Raw genomic sequence first — 18094 nt, 5'->3', positions numbered from 1 at the left:
GTATTTATCCGTTAAGACTGTTGATTTAAAGGAATCGTCAGGGACCTTTCCAACCAACCGCCCCGACCATCGGAAATCAGTTCAAATACTTCAATCTGGTGCGCCTGGATCGAAGCAATCTGGCCATTGTTGCGCCCCAGGTAATCCCCCACTTTCAAGCGATGAATAACACCATTGGCCCGCAGCAAGGCATTTGCCTGCGATTCACTGGACAGCATGCCAACCATCTCGAACTGCTCCAGATCAAAGCCTTCCAGAAACTGCCGGGGCCGGTCCGCGTCAAGTTCATCGCCGGCAAGGCTGACCTGCCAACTGCCGTCCCCTCCCCCCCCTATAGCCTGAAAAGGATTGCGCAAACCCATCGATCCATAGGCAAACACAGGCCCGACACTGATCACGGGAAGCGGCTCAATGGCGTTGCTCGCATGCCCCTGCGTAGCCTGTAAATAACTGTGCAGGTCTGCGGTAGTCTGCGGGCTGTCACACCCTGCCAGGCTTGCCAGCAATCCGGCGCCAAACACTCGCAAACAAACACCCATGGGATCAGTCCTTGATCGTGGTTCGGTAGGCCTTTGCCAGCAGCGTCATGCGCAGTTGACCGTCACTGGTACCGTTGCTCGGCGCAAGGCTGAGGTCATGCAAGGTGACAATGCGCGGCAGGCTGGCCATGGCGCTGACGAAGAGGCCAAGTTCGTGATAGCCCCCGACGAGGGTCATCTGTAGTGGCAGTTCGGCATAGAACGTTTGCAGGACTTCAGGGAGCCACTGAATGTGCTCGACCAGCAGACCATTGCTCAGACCCAACCGCGAAATCTCATCCAGCAATTCGGGCACTTGTGCCTGAGCGGGGAGTTGTTTGAGCAACGCACTGAACCCGGCTTCCAGCCTGTGAACTTGCATCACATAAGCATCCAGATTGGCAACCTGTGCGACCCTGGATTCAAACTCCGCCTTCAGCGTGGTTTGAGTCTCGTGCAACTGTTGCAGCCGGGAAGAAGGCAGTTGAAGCAGCAGCGCATGACCCGACACCAGCACCAGGCCCAGCCACACCAGAGCCACGGTTGTTTTGCGGGCTGGCGACCAGGCGCCCATGTTACCCGGGGCCAGTTCGCGCAGGTCGAAATTGCGCAGGCTAACGAGCCAGTGCGCAGGTATCACAATGCCCCCCCGGAAGGGGTATGTCGGGCCTCACGCACCGTCATCTGAAACAGGCGCTCCTGCCCGCCTGCCTGGGCAGGGTCTGCCTTGACGTCATTGAGTTGCGGCGTATCCAGCCAGTGCGAAGCATCGAGATTTCGCATCAGCTGGGCGACAAGGTTGTTGGACTGGGCAATCCCCGTGATGACAATGGTGCCCTCGGTCATTTTCACGTCGGTGAAATGCACACCTTCCGGCAAGCTGCGCGCCAATTGTTCCAAAATGATCCCGCTGCTCGACCGGCTGCTCTGCAACATGCCTATGGTTTGCATGCGTTCAAGCAATTGCTCCCGGCGCACCTTCAACTGGTCGATCTGCTCCGCACGCCCATCCAGCTGGAACGTGGTACTGCGGATCAGGTCATTGCGCTCCATCTGCTCCTCTACCAAGGTGTCGATAAAGTGGTCAGCAGCAAACAGGCCGGCCACCGCCAGCAAAGACAGGGCCACCAGCACCATCAAAAAACGTTTGCGCCGCTTTTCACGCAACAACGCGCGCCAGGGCAACAAATTGATTCTCGCCATTAATCAAACCCCCTCAAGGCCAGACCGCAGGCAGTCAACAACACAGGGGCATCGCAAAGCAAGGCTTCAGGGGTGAGTGAGGGATCGAGGTCCATCAACGCAAACGGGTTGGCGATGCGTGTCGGCGTGCCAAGACGGGATTCAACCCGCTGAGCCAGCAGCGGATCCATGGCAGCCTCACCGGCCAATACGATCAGGCCGATCCGCCCATCAACTCCGGAGTCGGCAAACAGCCCAAGCTCTCGCTCCAGCTCTTCGACAATCGTGGTTTCGAATGCTTGCGCCCCTGCAGTGGCCTGCCCGCAAAGCAGCTCCCGGACGTAAATGACCTGACCCTGCTGCACGATGCTCAGCAGGATTGTATGGGGTGCAAAATCGACCACGGCCACGGCCCCGTTCAGTGCCTGGCCTGCAGTCATTGCCTCAACGCCCCGCACCAGGGCATGAGCCTGCACGGCAACCACCCGCGGGACCAATCCCGCACCGGTCAAGACCGAACAATGCCACTCCAGTGCTTCCTGGCGGCACGCCACCATCAGCACGCGGGCCGGCCCGGTATGGTTCGACGGGTGATCCTGGAGCTCAAAATCCAGTGCCATGTCATCCAGTGCATAAGGTATGTACTGCTCAGCCTCAAACCGCACATGAAGCTCAAGCTCTACTTCGCTCAAGCCTGCCTCCACCTCCAGGCTTTTGCAGATCACCTGACCATCGGGCATCGCGATAATGGCGTCCCTGGCGATTACCTGGGCCTTTTCCAGCGCCCTGAGAAGCACTGGGACGACACTTTTGGCCTCTGCGCCGGTCTGATCATTCACAAGCCCGGCTGGCAGGGGTTCCATGGCATAGGACTGTAGCTTGAACCGGCCCTGTGAACGGCTCAGCTCGACGAGCTTGATCGACTGCTGGCCGATTTGTACGCCGACACAGCGCTGACGTGTTTGAGGAAATAATCCGGGCACCTTTGTTTTCCCTAATGCAATCCGTAACTTACGGAGGGTAAAAAATGAGATCCGTTCAAAACCTGTTCTGACATGCGGCTCATGACGTTCATGAGCGAAAAATGCTTATAATGCCGGGCGTTTTTTCCGTATCGTCGACCCGGCGCAACTGCGCACTACCCTGACGTGCAAACCCATTTCTTGATCTGGAAATCCAAAAGCCTTGATTCGTCTGCTGAAGTTTTTCGGGTGGTCTTTCGTTGCCGTGTTCTGCGGGCTGTTGCTCGTGTTGAGCGGCGCGTTTCTCTATCTTAGTCCTGGCTTGCCGTCTGTAGAGTCGTTGAGAAGCATCCAGTTGCAGATTCCTTTGCGGGTCTACACCAGCGACGGAAAGTTGATCGCAGAGTTTGGCGAAATGCGCCGCTCACCGATCAAGTTCGCCGACATTCCGCCCAATTTCATCAATGCCCTGCTTTCTGCAGAAGATGACAATTTCGCCAATCATTACGGGGTCGACCCCAGCAGCCTGATGCGTGCCGCTACCCAGTTGGTAAAAAGCGGACACATACAATCAGGTGGCAGCACCATCACCATGCAGGTGGCGAAGAACTATTTCCTCTCCAGCGAGCGAAGCTTTTCGCGCAAGACCAACGAAATCCTGCTGGCTCTCGAAATTGAACGCGAGCTGACCAAGGACGAGATCCTTGAGTTGTACGTGAACAAGATTTACCTGGGCAACCGCGCTTACGGTATCGAATCCGCAGCTCAGGTTTACTACGGCAAATCGATCCGCGACCTGAGCCTGGCGCAGATGGCGATGATCGCCGGCCTGCCCAAAGCCCCTTCACGGTTTAACCCGCTGGCCAACCCGGTGCGCAGCAAAGAGCGCCGCGACTGGATCCTGGGGCGTATGTACAAGCTGGGTAAAATCGATCAGGCCAGCTATCAAGCGGCGATCGCCGAGCCGGTCAACGCCAGCTATCACGTGCCAACGCCGGAAGTGAGCGCCCCCTACATCGCCGAAATGGCCCGTGCCGAAATGGTCGGCCGTTATGGCAGCGAGGCGTACACCGAAGGCTTCCGTGTGACTACCACGGTGCCGAGTGACCTTCAGGAACTGGCCAACACCGCCGTTCATGAAGGCCTGATTGCCTACGACCAGCGTCACGGCTACCGTGGCCCCGAGTCACGCCTGCCGGGCAAGACCCTGGCCGTATGGACTCAGGAACTGGCCAAGCAGCGCCCGATCAGCGGTCTTGAACCGGCCATCGTGACCCAGGTCGACAAGGACGGCATTCAAGTACTGACTCGCACCGGTGAGGCGCACGTCGCCTGGAACACCATGAAATGGGCCCGCAAGTTCCTCAACACCAACAGCATGGGGCCGATGCCCAAACAGCCTTCGGATGTCGCCCAGGTCGGTGATCTGATTCGCGTACAACCGCAGACCGACGGCAGCTACAAATTCAGCCAGGTGCCCACCGTGCAAGGCGCACTGGTATCCCTGGATCCGGACAACGGCGCCATTCGCGCGCTGGTGGGCGGTTTCGCCTTTGAGCAAAGCAACTACAACCGGGCGATGCAGGCCAAGCGCCAACCGGGCTCCAGTTTCAAACCATTCATCTACAGCGCCGCACTGGATAATGGCTACACCGCCGCCACCCTGGTCAACGACGCACCCATCGTGTTTGTCGATGAATATCTGGACAAGGTCTGGCGCCCGAAGAACGACACCAACACCTTCCTCGGCCCGATCCGCGTGCGTGAAGCACTGTACAAGTCGCGCAACCTGGTCTCCATCCGCTTGCTGCAAAGCCTGGGTGTCGACCGCACCGTCGACTACATCAGCAAGTTCGGTTTCAACAAACAGGACTTGCCGCGCAACCTGTCGCTGGCCCTGGGTACTGCCACCCTGACGCCAATGGAGATTGCCACCGGTTGGAGTACATTCGCCAACGGCGGCTACAAGATCACGCCGTATCTGATCGACAAAATCGAAAGCCGCAATGGCGAAACCCTGTTCGTGGCCAACCCGCCAAGCGTGCCTAAAGCCGACAGCAAGGATGTGCCGCCTGAAGCCGCAGCGCTTACCGTTGACACCATCAATGCCGCACCGGGCCTGCCCACTGTCGAGACGCAAGCAGTAGCCGAGCGGATTGTCGACGGGCGCACCACGTACATCCTCACCAGCATGCTGCAGGACGTGATCAAGCTCGGCACCGGCCGCCGCGCCCTGGCGCTGGGCCGCACCGATCTGGCAGGTAAAACCGGTACGACCAACGAATCCAAGGATGCGTGGTTCTCAGGATACAACGCCGACTATGTGACCACTGTTTGGACCGGTTTCGACCAGCCCGAAAGCCTGGGCCGTCGCGAATACGGCGGCACCGTCGCGCTGCCGATCTGGATGACGTACATGGGGGGCGCGCTCAAAGACAAGCCTGCGCATACGCAGCCAGAACCCGAAGGCATCCTCAGCTTGCGGATTGATCCGTCCAGCGGCCGTATCGCGTCTCCAGGCACGCCTGGCGCCTACTTTGAACTGTTCAAGAGCGAAGACACACCGCCCACCAACAGCGAACTGGGTAACAACGTAGCACCGGGCAGCCCGCTGCCGGCAGATGACGGCGCCCCAATAGACCTGTTCTGATCAACAGGGCTGCACGTTGCAGAGCGCCCGGGCGCTTGCAACGTGCAGCCTGGCAGGCTCAAGCAAGCAGGTGATCCACAGGCATACCCCCTGCAAACAGCTCATCGATCGGCGCCATCGCCAGTTGATCGATACGCGTGCTCTCGCTGTGAGACTCCCAGCGCTCCAGACTTTCAGCCAGCACACCGGGCTGTTGCGCATACTGCCCATACACATCTGCCCGGGTCGGCACCCGAAACCTCAGCAGGTACAAGCGCTTGCGGGTTTTATGGACATTGCTCATTTCGCGCATGAGCAGGTTCATGGCTTCTACCTGCTCTTCAAACGTACCGCCCGCACAGGTCATTACCTCACGGTACTTAACCCGCAGTTGCTGCGCGACGTGTTCAAGCGCCTGATCCACGAACAACACCTCACGCTCGGTCACCAGTGAACACCGGGCCTGCAGCGCTTGCTGGCTGCGGCGCAAAACCGCCCAGCAACTGGGAATATAACTGTCGATCATAAACGGCTGGCCTGCATCGACCCGTGGCTTGAGCCCCCCCTCTGATTCGGGTGCTGCACTTTTTTGCTCAAGTACCGCATGGCTGACGGCATGCTGGGTGATCGTCTTGCTAAGCGGATCCCACAGGACATGCGACCTCATCTCCGGAGCAAACTCCAGCGGCATAAAGTGGCGCAAGGTTCCGTGATGCTGATAAGGCTCTGCGAGCAAACGGCTAAGGCCCGCCACAAACACGCCAAAACCTGCGGGTACATTCACGAAACTGAGTACCGTGCCTGCACAACAGGCCGACAATGGACGGTTCATCCAGCTGCCGGGCACCCCGGGGACAGGATCGTTATGGTTAACCATGCGTTGATGCACCAGCCCCTGTGCCGCGCGAACAAAGGTTGCGTCCGCTGCGCGAGGGGCTCCGTACGTGTAGAGCTGCACCTCACAGGCCCTCAGCTGGATCAACATTTGGGCAAGGATCAAACCGATAGCCCCGCCCTGGCTGTGTCCGCAAATCAGTACGGCTTGCCCCCAGTGGAACTTGTCCATGTACCTGTCGACAAGCTCGTAAGCCTGCCTGGCGGCGTCGTAAAAACCGCCATGTACCTGGCCCTCACCCTCTTCAAAGGGTACTTGAGGGGCCTCTGCATCCTGTGACAAATCAGACCAGGTACAGGTGCTACGAACGGCAACCAAGACAACTTTATCGTTATGGCTCACAAAAACTTGTGCACCTGCGCCTTGAGCCCCAAAACGGATATCTCCGCGATAATGCACTGAAGACGGAGTTTCCTGAGCCATCCCGCAAAGCGGGTCATTGGCCGGGTACAGCACGGGGTCGAAAGGCACAATTTCCAAACGCGCCGAATACGGCACATCTTCATATAAAGGGTAATAGGACTTTGCCTGTTCCGGGCTGGCCCGCCAGCCCATCATGCTTGCCTCCCCAAAGGGATCTTGCACACGCGACATGCGGGCCGGCCCAGCAAATGAGCAGTTGCCCAGGGTGGCCATCAACGCCAATTGATAGAGATTGAGCGCACAAAACTGCGGGTCCGTGGACAGCAGCGGGCACAAGGCCCGCAAGGGACGCACCTGCAGCACCGTATGACGCCCCTCTGCAATATGCACACCGAGCGGGCCACGCTCGACCGGGAACAGGCTCCCGGCCTCAGGCGGCAAATGAGAAACATGCTCGACCAGATGCCGCACTTCAATCTGGTAATAGTCACTGTCGGGATCAATGCATGGCGGCTTGCTCTGCGGGCGCGCACCGCTCCTGTCGAGGAAGCGGGTGCGCTCCGCCCTGACCTGAAGCTCGGTGATCTTGAGAGGGTAATGCGTTCGACCCATCAACCGCGAATACAGGCCATTGCTGGCGTCATGCAACTGCCTGAACATAAGCGCAAATGGCCCTTCAACGCCCTTGCGCACCCTGCCAACCCCCGAGGCATCCAGACGACCGCCGTGCCGTCTACCTCGCTGATCAACCAGCTCAAAGGCCAGCCCTGCATAGGCGGTACTCACCCCCTGGTCGTCAATCAGTTGAAAGCGGGTCTGACTGTAACGGCTTTGACGAAGGCGAGTGAACATCCGTGATTCCTATAAAACGTCCTATAAAACAGAGGGCACACTTCAGAATTCTTCAGAATTCAGAACAGGCTCCCCTCGGAACAAAGGAATGAAATTAACGGAGGCTCGAAAAAATTAATGTAAGACAATTCCTATTTTGTAGAAGGGTTAGGCTTATTTTGTAGATCCTTTCGTGCCCGTTTCGCAGAAAACAAAAAAGCCCCGACGCTTTACAGCGCCGGGGCTTTTTTATGACGCTACACAGCCTTAGCCGTTGAAGACGTCATCCACGCTTTTGAGCGGGTAGTTTTTCGGGTATGGCAGGGTTGCAACACCGGTCTCGATGGCAGCCTTGGCCACTGCATCGGAGATCAGAGTGATCAGGCGTGCATCCATTGGTTTCGGGATGATGTATTCACGACCGAATTCCAGCTTGATACCGCCGTAAGCGTCACACACTTCTTGTGGCACTGGCAGTTTGGCCAGTTCACGCAATGCGTTGGCTGCAGCGATTTTCATTTCTTCGTTGATGCGCTTGGCGCGAACGTCCAGGGCACCACGGAAGATGAAAGGGAAGCCCAGCACGTTATTGACCTGGTTCGGGTAGTCCGAACGGCCAGTGGCCATGATCACGTCGTTACGGGTGGCGTGAGCCAGCTCCGGGGAGATTTCCGGATCCGGGTTCGAGCACGCGAACACGATCGGGTTAGGCGCCATGCGCAGCAAGTCTTCAGCGCTCAGCAGGTTCGGACCCGACAGGCCAACGAACACGTCTGCGCCGTCCATGGCATCAGCCAGGGTGCGCTTCTCGGTGGCGTGGGCGAATGCCGACTTGTACTGGTTCAGGTCGTCACGGCCGGAGTGGATCACACCGGTACGGTCGATCATGTAGATGTTTTCGATGGTTGCGCCCATGCTCACCAGCAATTTCATGCAGGAGATGGCAGCAGCACCGGCGCCCAGGCAAACGATCTTGGCTTGCGCCAGGGTTTTGCCAGCGATTTCCAGGGCGTTGATCATGCCGGCCGCGGTCACGATAGCGGTGCCGTGCTGGTCATCATGGAATACAGGGATATCGCACTGCTCGATCAGAGCACGTTCGATCTCAAAGCACTCAGGTGCCTTGATGTCTTCGAGGTTGATGCCGCCGAAGGTAATGGAGATGCGTTTTACGGTGTCGATGAAAGCCTGTGGGCTCTCGGAATCAACTTCGATGTCGAAAACATCGATACCGGCAAAGCGCTTGAACAACACGCCTTTGCCTTCCATAACAGGTTTGGAGGCCAATGGGCCGAGATTACCCAGGCCCAGGATAGCGGTGCCATCAGAGATCACGGCTACCAGGTTGCCCTTGCCGGTGTACTTGTAGGCCAGTTCAGGGTCGCGGGCGATTTCGCGCACTGGTTCGGCTACACCCGGGCTGTATGCCAGCGCTAGATCGCGAGCAGTAGCGGTAGGTTTGGTAAGCTCGACACTCAGTTTGCCTGGACGTGGCTGGGCATGGTATTCGAGAGCGGCAGTTTTCAAATCAGACATGTGGGCATTCCGCTTTTTTTGCTGTTGGACAGACGAATCGCCGAGCATACGCGTGTCGCAAAGTCCCGACAAGACTGACCAGTCAGCAGTGTCAAGGCCTTTACCTTACGACTTTGGCCCAAGAGCCGCGCCCCATAAGGGCTGGAGTGTCCACAATCTGTATTTAAAATTGTCTACAATTTTTAGCGGGCAATGACTTTAAGCATTCCCGGATGAGTTAAAGGCAACATCCAGCGTGCCTGCCCGGCCTTCACGCCTGCACGCTGCGAACGATCCAGAACCCAACCTCTGGCCTCGACTTGCGCACCTTGCAACCTGGCCAGTTGCTTTTGATCGAAAGTGGGCAATTGCCTGAGCGCAATGTTCAACACCAGGCCGCCTTGCAGGTCGATCCAGAGCCCGCCCTGATTGCGCCGGACCTGACTGACCGTGCCACTCACCAGGGCGAAACCCGAGCGACGGATTTGTTGCGGCGCCAGCACCGGCGACTGCCGCCAAAGGCCCAGACGAGCCTTGCGCGCACTGCGCTCGGCGGCTTGCTGACAGTCAAGCAGCGCTACATTCGGCGCGATAGCCACCTGAAATCCCAGGCCGTCAGCCAGCAATCGGGCTTCAAGGTTGCTGCCATCGGCACCAAATACATGGGCCAGGGTGCGACCATAACGATCCCGGGCCTGTTTACCTGGCAGCAACCCGACACGGCCATCGCTCTGCGCCACCAGCGTTTGCAGGCGCTTGCGCGCCGCCTCGGCAAAGGGCTCGGCGGGCCGGCCTTTTTTGCCCGTCTCCGGGGCATTGAGGCCGATCATGCGCACGCTGCGGCCATCCTTGAGACGCAGGGTGTCGCCATCGGTCACCCGCTCCACCGTGGCGTAGGCCACAGCCCCTGGCGCCGGGCACAGCGGCGCGGCCGAAACACTGGCCAGCCAAATCGCAGGCACAAAAAAGGCGCCCGCAAGGGACGCCTTTTTCAATAACCTGGCCAGACCCAAAAGCCTGCCCATGGTCATGCGCCTTACTCGGCGGCTTTTTTCGTAGCGCCGAAAGCACCGAAACGAGTTTTGAAGCGATCAACACGACCGCCAACGTCCAGAGTTTTCTGCTTACCGGTGTAGAACGGGTGGCACTCGTTGCATACGTCGGTGCCCAGTGGCTTGCACAGGTTCGAACGAGTTTCGAACTTGTTGCCGCAGCTGCAAGTTACCAGGATTGTTTCGTACGCTGGATGGATATCGGCTTTCATGGGGTATTCCTCTAGCGTGCCGCCACTCAACACCATTGTTGAATACCGCACGTAAAATTAGGGCGCCGATAATACCAGACCTTTGCATTGACGCAAGCGGCAAAGCATGATCCGCCTGCAAGTTTCACAGTTCATTGACCTGCCTTTTAGTCCCGCGCGGCGTTGTCTGCTAGGCTCCGGGCCATCTTTGCCGTTCATCACTTGAGAGCCCCGCGTGCCCGACGCCATTTTGCGCCTTGCCCTGCCTTCCCCCTTGCGCCGCCTGTTTGATTACCGGGCGCCTGCTGGCGTGCTGCGCAGTCAATTACAGCCCGGCATGCGCCTGCGGGTACCGTTCGGACGACGGGAGATGATTGGCATACTGGTCGAGGTGGTCGACCACAGCGAAGTACCAGCCGAAAAGCTCAAGCCCGCCATCGCCCTGCTCGACGCCACGCCGCCGCTGCCCGCCTCTTTATTCAAGCTGTGCCTGTGGACGTCGCAGTACTACCAGCACAGCCTGGGCGACACCCTGAGCTGGGCGTTGCCAGTATTGCTGCGCCAGGGTGAGCTGGCCGAAACGCGCCAGGAACGATTCTGGCAGATTGCCCCGGGCGCCCGGCTTGACGACCCCCGTGTTGCCCGCGCTCCACGCCAGCGTGAAGCACTGGCCACCCTCGCCCAACACCCCCACGGCGTGGCGCATCAACTGTTAAGCAAGTTGATGCTGAGCAAGGACAGCCTCGACCTGCTGCTGGCCAAGGAGCTGGTCACTGTCGAGATTCGCCGCCATGCACCCAGTGAGCGCCATGAACATTGGCTGGCTCAGCCCGAGTTGCCGCTCAACGACGAGCAACGCGCTGCCTACGAAGCGATTCGCGCAGGTTTCGACCACTTCCATGCCTTCCTGCTGGCCGGGGTCACTGGCAGCGGCAAGACCGAAGTGTATTTGCAATTGATCCGTGAAACCCTCCAGGCCGGCAAGCAGGCGCTGGTGCTGATCCCGGAAATCAACCTGGGTCCGCAAACCCTGGCCCGCTTCGAACAACGCTTCAATGCCCGTATTGCGCTGGTGCATTCTGCGGTCAATGACCGCGAGCGCCTGGAAAGCTGGCTGGCAGCCCGTGATGGCGAAGCCGACATTATTATTGGCACGCGTTCAGCGCTGTTCACCCCGATGAAAAACCCGGGGCTGATCATTATCGACGAAGAGCACGACGGCTCTTATAAACAGCAGGAAGGTTTGCGCTACCACGCCCGCGACCTGGCACTGGTGCGTGCCCGGCAGGAAAACATCCCCATCGTACTCGGCTCCGCAACGCCATCACTGGAAAGCCTGCACAACGCCTACACCGGCCGTTACGGCTTGCTGCGCCTGAACGAACGTGCTGGCGGGGCCAAACAGCCTCGTTTTCTGCGCCTGGATGTGAAAAGCCGTCCCCTGGACAGCGGCATTTCCGGGCCGATGCAACAGGCCATCGGCCAGACCCTCGCTGCAGGCCAGCAAGTACTGGTGTTTTTGAACCGTCGAGGCTTCGCGCCGACATTGCTGTGCCATGACTGTGGCTGGATGTCTGAATGCCAGCGCTGCGATGCGCGCATGACCGTTCATCAGCGCTCTGGCGAGCTACGCTGCCATCACTGCGGCTACGTCGAGCGCGTTCCGCGCAACTGCCCGCAATGCGGCAAAGTCGACCTGCGGCCAGTAGGTGCCGGGACTGAGCGCGCCGAAGAGCGGCTGGGGATTTTGTTCCCCGACTACCCGGTACTGCGGGTAGATCGAGACAGTACCTCGCGCAAGGACGCGATGAACCAACTGTTTGCCACGATCCAGAAGGGCCAGCCGTGCATACTGATCGGCACACAAATGCTCGCCAAAGGCCATCACTTCCCCCGGGTGACGCTGGTATCGATCCTGGATGCCGATGGCGGCCTGTTCTCCGGCGACTTCCGCGCCAGCGAGCGCATGGCCCAGCTGATCGTTCAGGTTGCGGGCCGGGCCGGCCGGGCTGAAGAGCCGGGCAAGGTGATTATCCAGACCCATCTGGCCGACCACCCGCTGCTGATCCAACTGACCGAGCAGGGTTACTTCGCCTTCGCCGAACAGGCCCTGAGCGAACGCCGGGCGGCAGGACTGCCGCCTTTCGCCCATCTGGCGCTGCTGCGCGCAGAAGCCCACAAACCGGGACAAGCCGAAGGTTTTCTGGATGAAGCCTGCAGCGAGGCTGAGCGCCTGCTGGGTGAGCTGAACCTGGGGGGTATCGAGTTGCTCGGCCCCGTGCCTGCGCCAATGGAGCGCAGGGCCGGACGCTATCGTGCTCAACTACTATTACAGGCCAATGCCCGTGCACCGCTGCATCGTTTACTGAGCCAATGGCTGCTGGTCCTTGAGCAAATGCCCAGCGGTCGTCAGGTGCGCTGGTCGCTGGACGTGGACCCGGTAGACCTTTATTGAGTCACCTCATGACCCCTGTGGGAGCGGGCTTGCTCGCGATGCAGACGACGCGGTACAACTTGAAAACCGCAGCGATGCCATCGCGAGCAAGCTCGCGCCCACCGTTTTGAAGTAATAACCGAACACCGCAGATCCATAACCCGCCTGCTAAGGTTGGCAAGGCCGACCTTGCAACGGATAATACCCAGTTTTTCCACCTGCGCACTGAAGCGCTACCGCGCTTGCGGTCGAAAGAGAAGACCATGAAAGACACCATTCGCCAGCTTATTCAACAAGCCCTAGCTCAACTCGTCACAGAAGGTGTGTTGCCTGAAGGCCTGACGCCAGCGATTCAGGTGGAAAACGCCCGTGACAAAACCCACGGGGACTTCGCCAGCAACATCGCCATGATGCTGGCCAAGCCTGCGGGTATGAAACCCCGTGATCTGGCTGAAAAAATCATCGCGGCACTGCCCGCCGATGAGCAGATCAGCAAAACCGAAATCGCCGGCCCTGGCTTCCTGAATTTCTTCCAGAACACCCAGGCCCTGGCTTCGCGCCTCGACGCGGCCCTGGCTGACGAGAAAATCGGTGTACGCAAGGCCACCCCGGCCATGCGTACCGTGATCGACATGTCCGCGCCCAACCTGGCCAAAGAGATGCATGTGGGCCACTTGCGCTCCACCATCATTGGCGATGGCGTGGCCCGTGTACTGGAATTCCTCGGCGACGAGGTGATTCGCCAAAACCACGTAGGCGACTGGGGCACCCAGTTCGGCATGCTGATGGCCTATCTGGAAGAAAACCCGATCACCAGCGACGAGCTGTCCGATCTGGAAAACTTCTACCGCGCCGCGAAAAAACGCTTTGACGAGTCCCCGGAGTTCGCCGACCGTGCCCGTAGCCTGGTGGTCAAGCTGCAAGCCGGTGACCCGGACTGCCTGGCGCTGTGGACCAAGTTCAAAGACATCTCACTGTCGCACTGCCAGAAAATCTACGAGCAGTTGAACGTTAAACTGACCATGGCTGACGTAATGGGCGAAAGCGCCTACAACGACGACCTGATCAACGTGGTCAACGACCTCAAGGCCAAGGGCATGCTGGTCGAGAGCAACGGCGCCCAGTGCGTGTTCCTCGATGAATTCAAGAATGCCGAAGGCGAACCGCTGCCCGTCATCATCGTCAAAGCTGACGGCGGCTATCTATACGCCACCACTGACTTGGCAGCCATCCGCTATCGCAGCGGCGTATTGAAAGCCGATCGCGCCCTGTACTTCGTCGATCAGCGCCAGGCCCTGCACTTCCAGCAGGTGTTTGCGGTTGCGCGCAAGGCCGGTTTCATCACCCATCCGATGGAAATGGAACACATGGGCTTCGGCACCATGAACGGCGCCGATGGCCGTCCATTCAAGACCCGTGATGGCGGTACGGTTAAACTCATTGACCTGCTCAACGAAGCCAAAGAACGTGCCTACACGTTGGTTAAAGAGAAAAACCCGGAGTTGCCTGAAGACGAACTGCGTGCCATCGCCAAAGTTGTCGGCATTGGCGCGGTGAAATACGCCGACCTGTCCAAGCACCGCACCAGCGACTACAGCTTCAACTTCGACTTGATGCTGAACTTTGAAGGCAATACCGCACCTTACCTGCTGTACGCCTACACCCGCGTTGCGGGCGTGTTCCGCAAACTGGGCAAGGGCTTTGAAGAAGTGCAGGGCCAGATCGTGCTTGAAGCCCCGCAAGAACAGGAACTGGCTGCCAAGCTGGCGCAGTTCGGCGAGGTGCTGAACAACGTGGCCGAAAAAGGCACGCCTCATACCCTCTGTACTTACCTGTACGAAGTGGCCGGCCTGTTCTCCAGCTTTTACGAGAACTGCCCGATCCTGAGCGCCGAAGACGAAGCACAGAAACAGAGCCGCTTGCGCCTGGCGGCACTGGCAGGCCGTACCCTCAAGCAAGGCCTGGAACTGCTGGGTCTGGAAACCCTGGAGCGCATGTAAGTTGGCCGCCAAGAAGAAACCAGTACCCAAGCGTGGTGCCAGCCGGTATCAGGCGCCCGCCAAAAAGCCGATCCCGGGCTGGCTATGGATGGCCATCGGCCTGACCGTGGGCGCCTTTATCGTGTTTCTGATGAAGCTCGAACCCGGCCAGGGTGATGACGTCAAACGGGTCAAGCAGGAGCAGCAGAAAGCCACGAAAGTGGCCGAAGCCAACAAGACCGCGCCGAGCCCGACTCAGCCGGCCAAGCCCAAGTACGACTTCTATACCTTGCTGCCCGAGTCTGAAGTGCTCGTGCCGCCAGAAGCCGTGCCCGAGAAGACCCTGCCTACACCACAAACCGCGCCGCTGGCACCGGTAACACCGGCTGAAGCAGCCAAAATCGACACCGCCCGCGCCCAGGCAGCCTTGAGCGGAATCACTCCGCCTCCAGCGCCACCTGTCGTCAAGGCGGCACCGGTTACCAAGTTCTTCCTGCAAGCGGGCTCGTTCCGCAAACAGGCCGATGCCGAAAAAGTACGCGCGCAAATCATCCTGCTGGGCCAGACCGCTACGGTTGAAGCCGGCACGGTGAAAGACGAAACCTGGTACCGGGTGCTGGTTGGCCCGTTCAGCAATCGCGACCAGTTGACGGTGGCTCAAAAGCAATTGGCGGGCGGCGGTTTCAACAACCTGTTGTTGCAACAGCGCCGCTGATACCAGCCGCTCCCACGGGATTACGCTACACCCTGTGGGAGCGGGCTTGCTCGCGATGGCATCACCGCGATCAGCCTGACACTTCGGGTCGTCTGCATTTCGAGCAAGCCCGCTCCCACAACATCTTCGCCAAATCCTGCCTCCCCGTTCATCCCCATTCCCTCCCCGCTGTTGAAAAATCCGCGACAACCCCCATATGTATTTCCATCAGGCATTTTCGCCCCGCTGCGTGGAGACTCTCCCTTGACCACCATCGTTTCAGTACGCCGCCACGGCAAAGTCGTCATGGCTGGCGACGGCCAGGTTTCTCTTGGCAATACCGTGATGAAAGGCAACGCGAAAAAAGTCCGTCGCCTCTATCACGGCCAGGTCATCGCCGGTTTCGCCGGTGCCACCGCTGATGCATTCACCCTGTTCGAACGCTTTGAAGGCCAGCTTGAAAAGCACCAGGGCCATCTGGTTCGCGCCGCTGTCGAGTTGGCCAAAGAATGGCGTACCGACCGCTCGCTGAGCCGCCTGGAAGCCATGCTGGCCGTAGCCAACAAGGACGCATCCTTGATCATCACCGGTAACGGTGACGTGGTTGAGCCTGAAGACGGCTTGATCGCAATGGGTTCGGGCGGTGCATTCGCCCAGGCAGCGGCCCGTGCCCTGCTGATGAAGACCGAACTGTCGGCCCGCGAAATCGCTGAAACAGCACTCGGTATTGCTGGCGATATCTGCGTATTCACCAACCACAACATCACTATTGAGGAGCAGGACCTCGCTGAATAAGTCACCTGCCGGGCCGCTTCAACGGCCCGTTTGTGAACCTTGATTCTGCTAGAGGAACGCCAATTATTATGTCCATGACTCCCCGCGAAATTGTCCACGAACTCAATCGCCACATCATCGGCCAGGACGACGCCAAGCGCGCCGTTGCCATCGCGCTGCGTAACCGCTGGCGCCGGATGCAACTGCCGGAAGAACTGCGCGTTGAAGTCACACCAAAAAACATCTTGATGATCGGCCCTACCGGCGTCGGTAAAACCGAGATCGCCCGTCGTCTGGCCAAATTGGCCAACGCACCGTTCATCAAGGTTGAAGCGACCAAGTTCACCGAAGTTGGCTATGTAGGCCGCGACGTCGAGTCGATCATCCGTGATCTGGCTGATGCTGCAATCAAGCTGCTGCGCGAACAGGAAATCGTAAAGGTTCGCCACCGTGCCGAAGACGCCGCCGAAGAGCGCATCCTCGACGCTCTGCTGCCTCCTGCCCGCACATTCGGCGAAGAAGCCGCCGTACCGCAGGATTCCAACACTCGCCAGCTGTTCCGCAAGCGTCTGCGTGAAGGCCAGCTGGACGACAAGGAAATCGAAATCGAAGTCGCCGATGCTGTTGGTGTGGACATCTCCGCGCCGCCTGGCATGGAAGAAATGACCAACCAGTTGCAAAGCCTGTTTGCCAACATGGGCAAAGGCAAGCGCAAGAGCCGCAAGCTGAAAGTCAAAGAAGCCCTGAAAATGGTGCGTGACGAAGAAGCCGGTCGCCTGGTTAATGACGAAGAACTCAAGGCCAAGGCCCTGGAAGCGGTCGAACAGCACGGTATCGTGTTTATCGATGAAATCGACAAAGTGGCCAAGCGCGGTAATGTCGGTGGCGCCGATGTGTCCCGCGAAGGTGTGCAGCGCGACCTGCTGCCGCTGATCGAAGGTTGCACCGTCAATACCAAACTGGGCATGGTCAAGACCGACCACATCCTGTTTATCGCTTCCGGTGCGTTCCACCTGAGCAAGCCAAGCGACCTGGTGCCCGAGCTGCAAGGCCGTCTACCGATCCGCGTTGAACTCAAGGCGCTGTCGCCACAGGATTTCGAACGCATCCTCAGCGAGCCGCACGCTTCGTTGACCGAGCAATACCGCGAGCTGCTGAAAACCGAAGGCCTGAACATCGAGTTCATGCCTGAAGGCATCAAGCGCCTGGCCGAAATTGCCTGGCAGGTGAACGAGAAAACCGAGAATATCGGTGCCCGCCGCCTGCACACGCTGCTTGAACGTTTGCTCGAAGAGGTGTCCTTCAGCGCCGGTGATATCGCCAGTGCGCAGAATGAGGAGCCTATCCGCATCGACGCCGAATACGTCAACAGCCACCTGGGCGAACTGGCCGAGAACGAAGACCTCTCGCGCTACATCTTGTAAGCCCTTTGCACCTGTAGCCGCTCTCAGCGGCTACAGCGCTTGTGCAATGACCTAAGGTTATGACCATGATCCCCAGTGCCATCAACCTGCACAAAGCTTCTAAGACCCTCACCCTCAAATACCCGTCCGGCGAAGAGCACCACCTGCCGGCCGAGTTTCTGCGCGTGCACTCGCCGTCTGCCGAGGTCCAGGGCCATGGCAATCCGATTCTGCAATTTGGCAAGATCAATGTCGGCTTGAGCAAGATCGAACCCGCAGGCCAGTACGCGTTGAAACTGACCTTCGATGACGGTCACGACAGCGGGCTGTTTACCTGGGACTACCTCTACCAGCTTGGCGTGCGCCAGCAAGAGCTGTGGGCGGATTACTTGCAGGAACTGAAAAAAGCCGGCAAGTCCCGCGACCCGTCGGTGTCGGTGGTCAAATTGATGCTCTGAGCCGGCTGCAGCTTTTTTGTAGCCGCTGAGGCGCGCGCAGCGAGGCTGCGCCCGGCGGCGAAGCCGTCGTAGAACCATCCACTCCGGTTATTCAGATGCACTGCGTTTACCGGATTTACGACGGCTTCGCCGCCGGGCGCAGCCTCGCGCGGCTCGTCAGCGGCTACAAAGTGGAAGTCGTTCCCTTGGCATCAACCGCTGGCGCTTTAGGCGC

At 59.0% G+C, this 18094-nt stretch carries 15 protein-coding genes; 7 read left to right on the top strand and 8 right to left on the bottom strand.

Translation table 11 applies throughout. From position 1 onward, the window contains the following. Nucleotides 1-11: 11 nt before the first annotated feature. The 4 genes from FHL07_RS14250 to pilM are packed head-to-tail and all read right to left on the bottom strand — an operon-like array spanning nucleotide 12 to nucleotide 2683. Nucleotides 12-506 (bottom strand): pilus assembly protein PilP, encoded by a 495-nt coding sequence (locus FHL07_RS14250; RefSeq protein WP_232527659.1) that lies wholly within the window; start codon nucleotides 504-506, stop codon nucleotides 12-14. 37 nt (nucleotides 507-543) lie between these two features. Continuing rightward, the gene (locus FHL07_RS14245) at nucleotides 544-1158 is read right to left on the bottom strand and encodes a type 4a pilus biogenesis protein PilO (protein WP_238705550.1); all 615 of its coding nucleotides are present in this window, start codon (nucleotides 1156-1158) and stop codon (nucleotides 544-546) included. Next, on the bottom strand, nucleotides 1155-1721 hold the full coding sequence (locus tag FHL07_RS14240) for a PilN domain-containing protein (protein ID WP_095000848.1): 567 nt from the start codon (nucleotides 1719-1721) through the stop codon (nucleotides 1155-1157). Before FHL07_RS14240 ends, FHL07_RS14245 begins: the two co-directional genes overlap by 4 nt. Next, on the bottom strand, nucleotides 1721-2683 hold the full coding sequence (pilM, locus tag FHL07_RS14235) for a type IV pilus biogenesis protein PilM (protein ID WP_095026343.1): 963 nt from the start codon (nucleotides 2681-2683) through the stop codon (nucleotides 1721-1723). Before pilM ends, FHL07_RS14240 begins: the two co-directional genes overlap by 1 nt. A 205-nt stretch (nucleotides 2684-2888) precedes the next feature. On the opposite strand from pilM, the gene FHL07_RS14230 reads away from it, so the two are divergent. After that, nucleotides 2889-5312 (top strand): penicillin-binding protein 1A, encoded by a 2424-nt coding sequence (locus tag FHL07_RS14230; RefSeq protein WP_370688614.1) that lies wholly within the window; start codon nucleotides 2889-2891, stop codon nucleotides 5310-5312. A 58-nt stretch (nucleotides 5313-5370) separates the two neighbouring features. Here FHL07_RS14230 and FHL07_RS14225 read toward each other — a convergent pair whose 3' ends face one another. From FHL07_RS14225 to rpmE, 4 genes are all read right to left on the bottom strand, one after another. Then, a complete protein-coding gene (locus FHL07_RS14225; RefSeq protein WP_238705549.1) occupies nucleotides 5371-7401 on the bottom strand; it encodes a lipase family protein in 2031 nt (676 codons plus the stop codon). Nucleotides 7402-7647: 246 nt separating this feature from the next. Beyond that, a complete protein-coding gene (locus FHL07_RS14220; protein WP_095000845.1) occupies nucleotides 7648-8916 on the bottom strand; it encodes a malic enzyme-like NAD(P)-binding protein in 1269 nt (422 codons plus the stop codon). Nucleotides 8917-9098: 182 nt separating this feature from the next. After that, nucleotides 9099-9926, bottom strand: coding sequence for a thermonuclease family protein (locus FHL07_RS14215; protein WP_095020158.1), 828 nt, complete (start codon nucleotides 9924-9926; stop codon nucleotides 9099-9101). 5 nt (nucleotides 9927-9931) lie between these two features. Beyond that, nucleotides 9932-10159, bottom strand: a complete 228-nt coding sequence (gene rpmE / locus FHL07_RS14210; protein ID WP_016783180.1) for a 50S ribosomal protein L31 — start codon at nucleotides 10157-10159, stop codon at nucleotides 9932-9934. Nucleotides 10160-10373: 214 nt separating this feature from the next. Here rpmE and FHL07_RS14205 point away from each other — a divergent pair, with 214 nt between their 5' ends. The 6 genes from FHL07_RS14205 (at nucleotide 10374) to FHL07_RS14180 (ending at nucleotide 17880) form a co-directional block, all read left to right on the top strand. Beyond that, entirely contained in the window at nucleotides 10374-12593 is a 2220-nt protein-coding gene (locus FHL07_RS14205) for a primosomal protein N' (RefSeq protein ID WP_095000843.1), read from the top strand. 242 nt (nucleotides 12594-12835) lie between these two features. Then, nucleotides 12836-14572 carry an arginine--tRNA ligase gene (gene argS, locus FHL07_RS14200; protein WP_095017730.1) on the top strand — a complete coding sequence of 579 codons (1737 nt, stop codon included), beginning with the start codon at nucleotides 12836-12838 and terminating at the stop codon, nucleotides 14570-14572. A 1-nt stretch (nucleotide 14573) separates the two neighbouring features. Then, the gene (locus tag FHL07_RS14195; RefSeq protein ID WP_095000840.1) at nucleotides 14574-15266 is read left to right on the top strand and encodes an SPOR domain-containing protein; all 693 of its coding nucleotides are present in this window, start codon (nucleotides 14574-14576) and stop codon (nucleotides 15264-15266) included. 243 nt (nucleotides 15267-15509) lie between these two features. Then, nucleotides 15510-16040: an ATP-dependent protease subunit HslV gene (gene hslV, locus FHL07_RS14190; protein WP_016783176.1), complete on the top strand. Its 531-nt coding sequence runs from the start codon at nucleotides 15510-15512 to the stop codon at nucleotides 16038-16040. Between the two features lie 68 nt (nucleotides 16041-16108). Then, nucleotides 16109-17443, top strand: coding sequence for an ATP-dependent protease ATPase subunit HslU (hslU, locus tag FHL07_RS14185; RefSeq protein ID WP_083369675.1), 1335 nt, complete (start codon nucleotides 16109-16111; stop codon nucleotides 17441-17443). 65 nt (nucleotides 17444-17508) lie between these two features. Continuing rightward, nucleotides 17509-17880: a gamma-butyrobetaine hydroxylase-like domain-containing protein gene (locus FHL07_RS14180; protein WP_169916155.1), complete on the top strand. Its 372-nt coding sequence runs from the start codon at nucleotides 17509-17511 to the stop codon at nucleotides 17878-17880. Nucleotides 17881-18094 lie beyond the last annotated feature (214 nt).

Source organism: Pseudomonas sp. FSL W7-0098 (assembly GCF_005930585.1).
GTDB classification, from domain to species: Bacteria; Pseudomonadota; Gammaproteobacteria; order Pseudomonadales; family Pseudomonadaceae; genus Aquipseudomonas; species Aquipseudomonas bubulae.
Note: the sequence above shows the minus strand (reverse complement) of the source record. Positions and strands in the feature narration are given on the sequence as shown.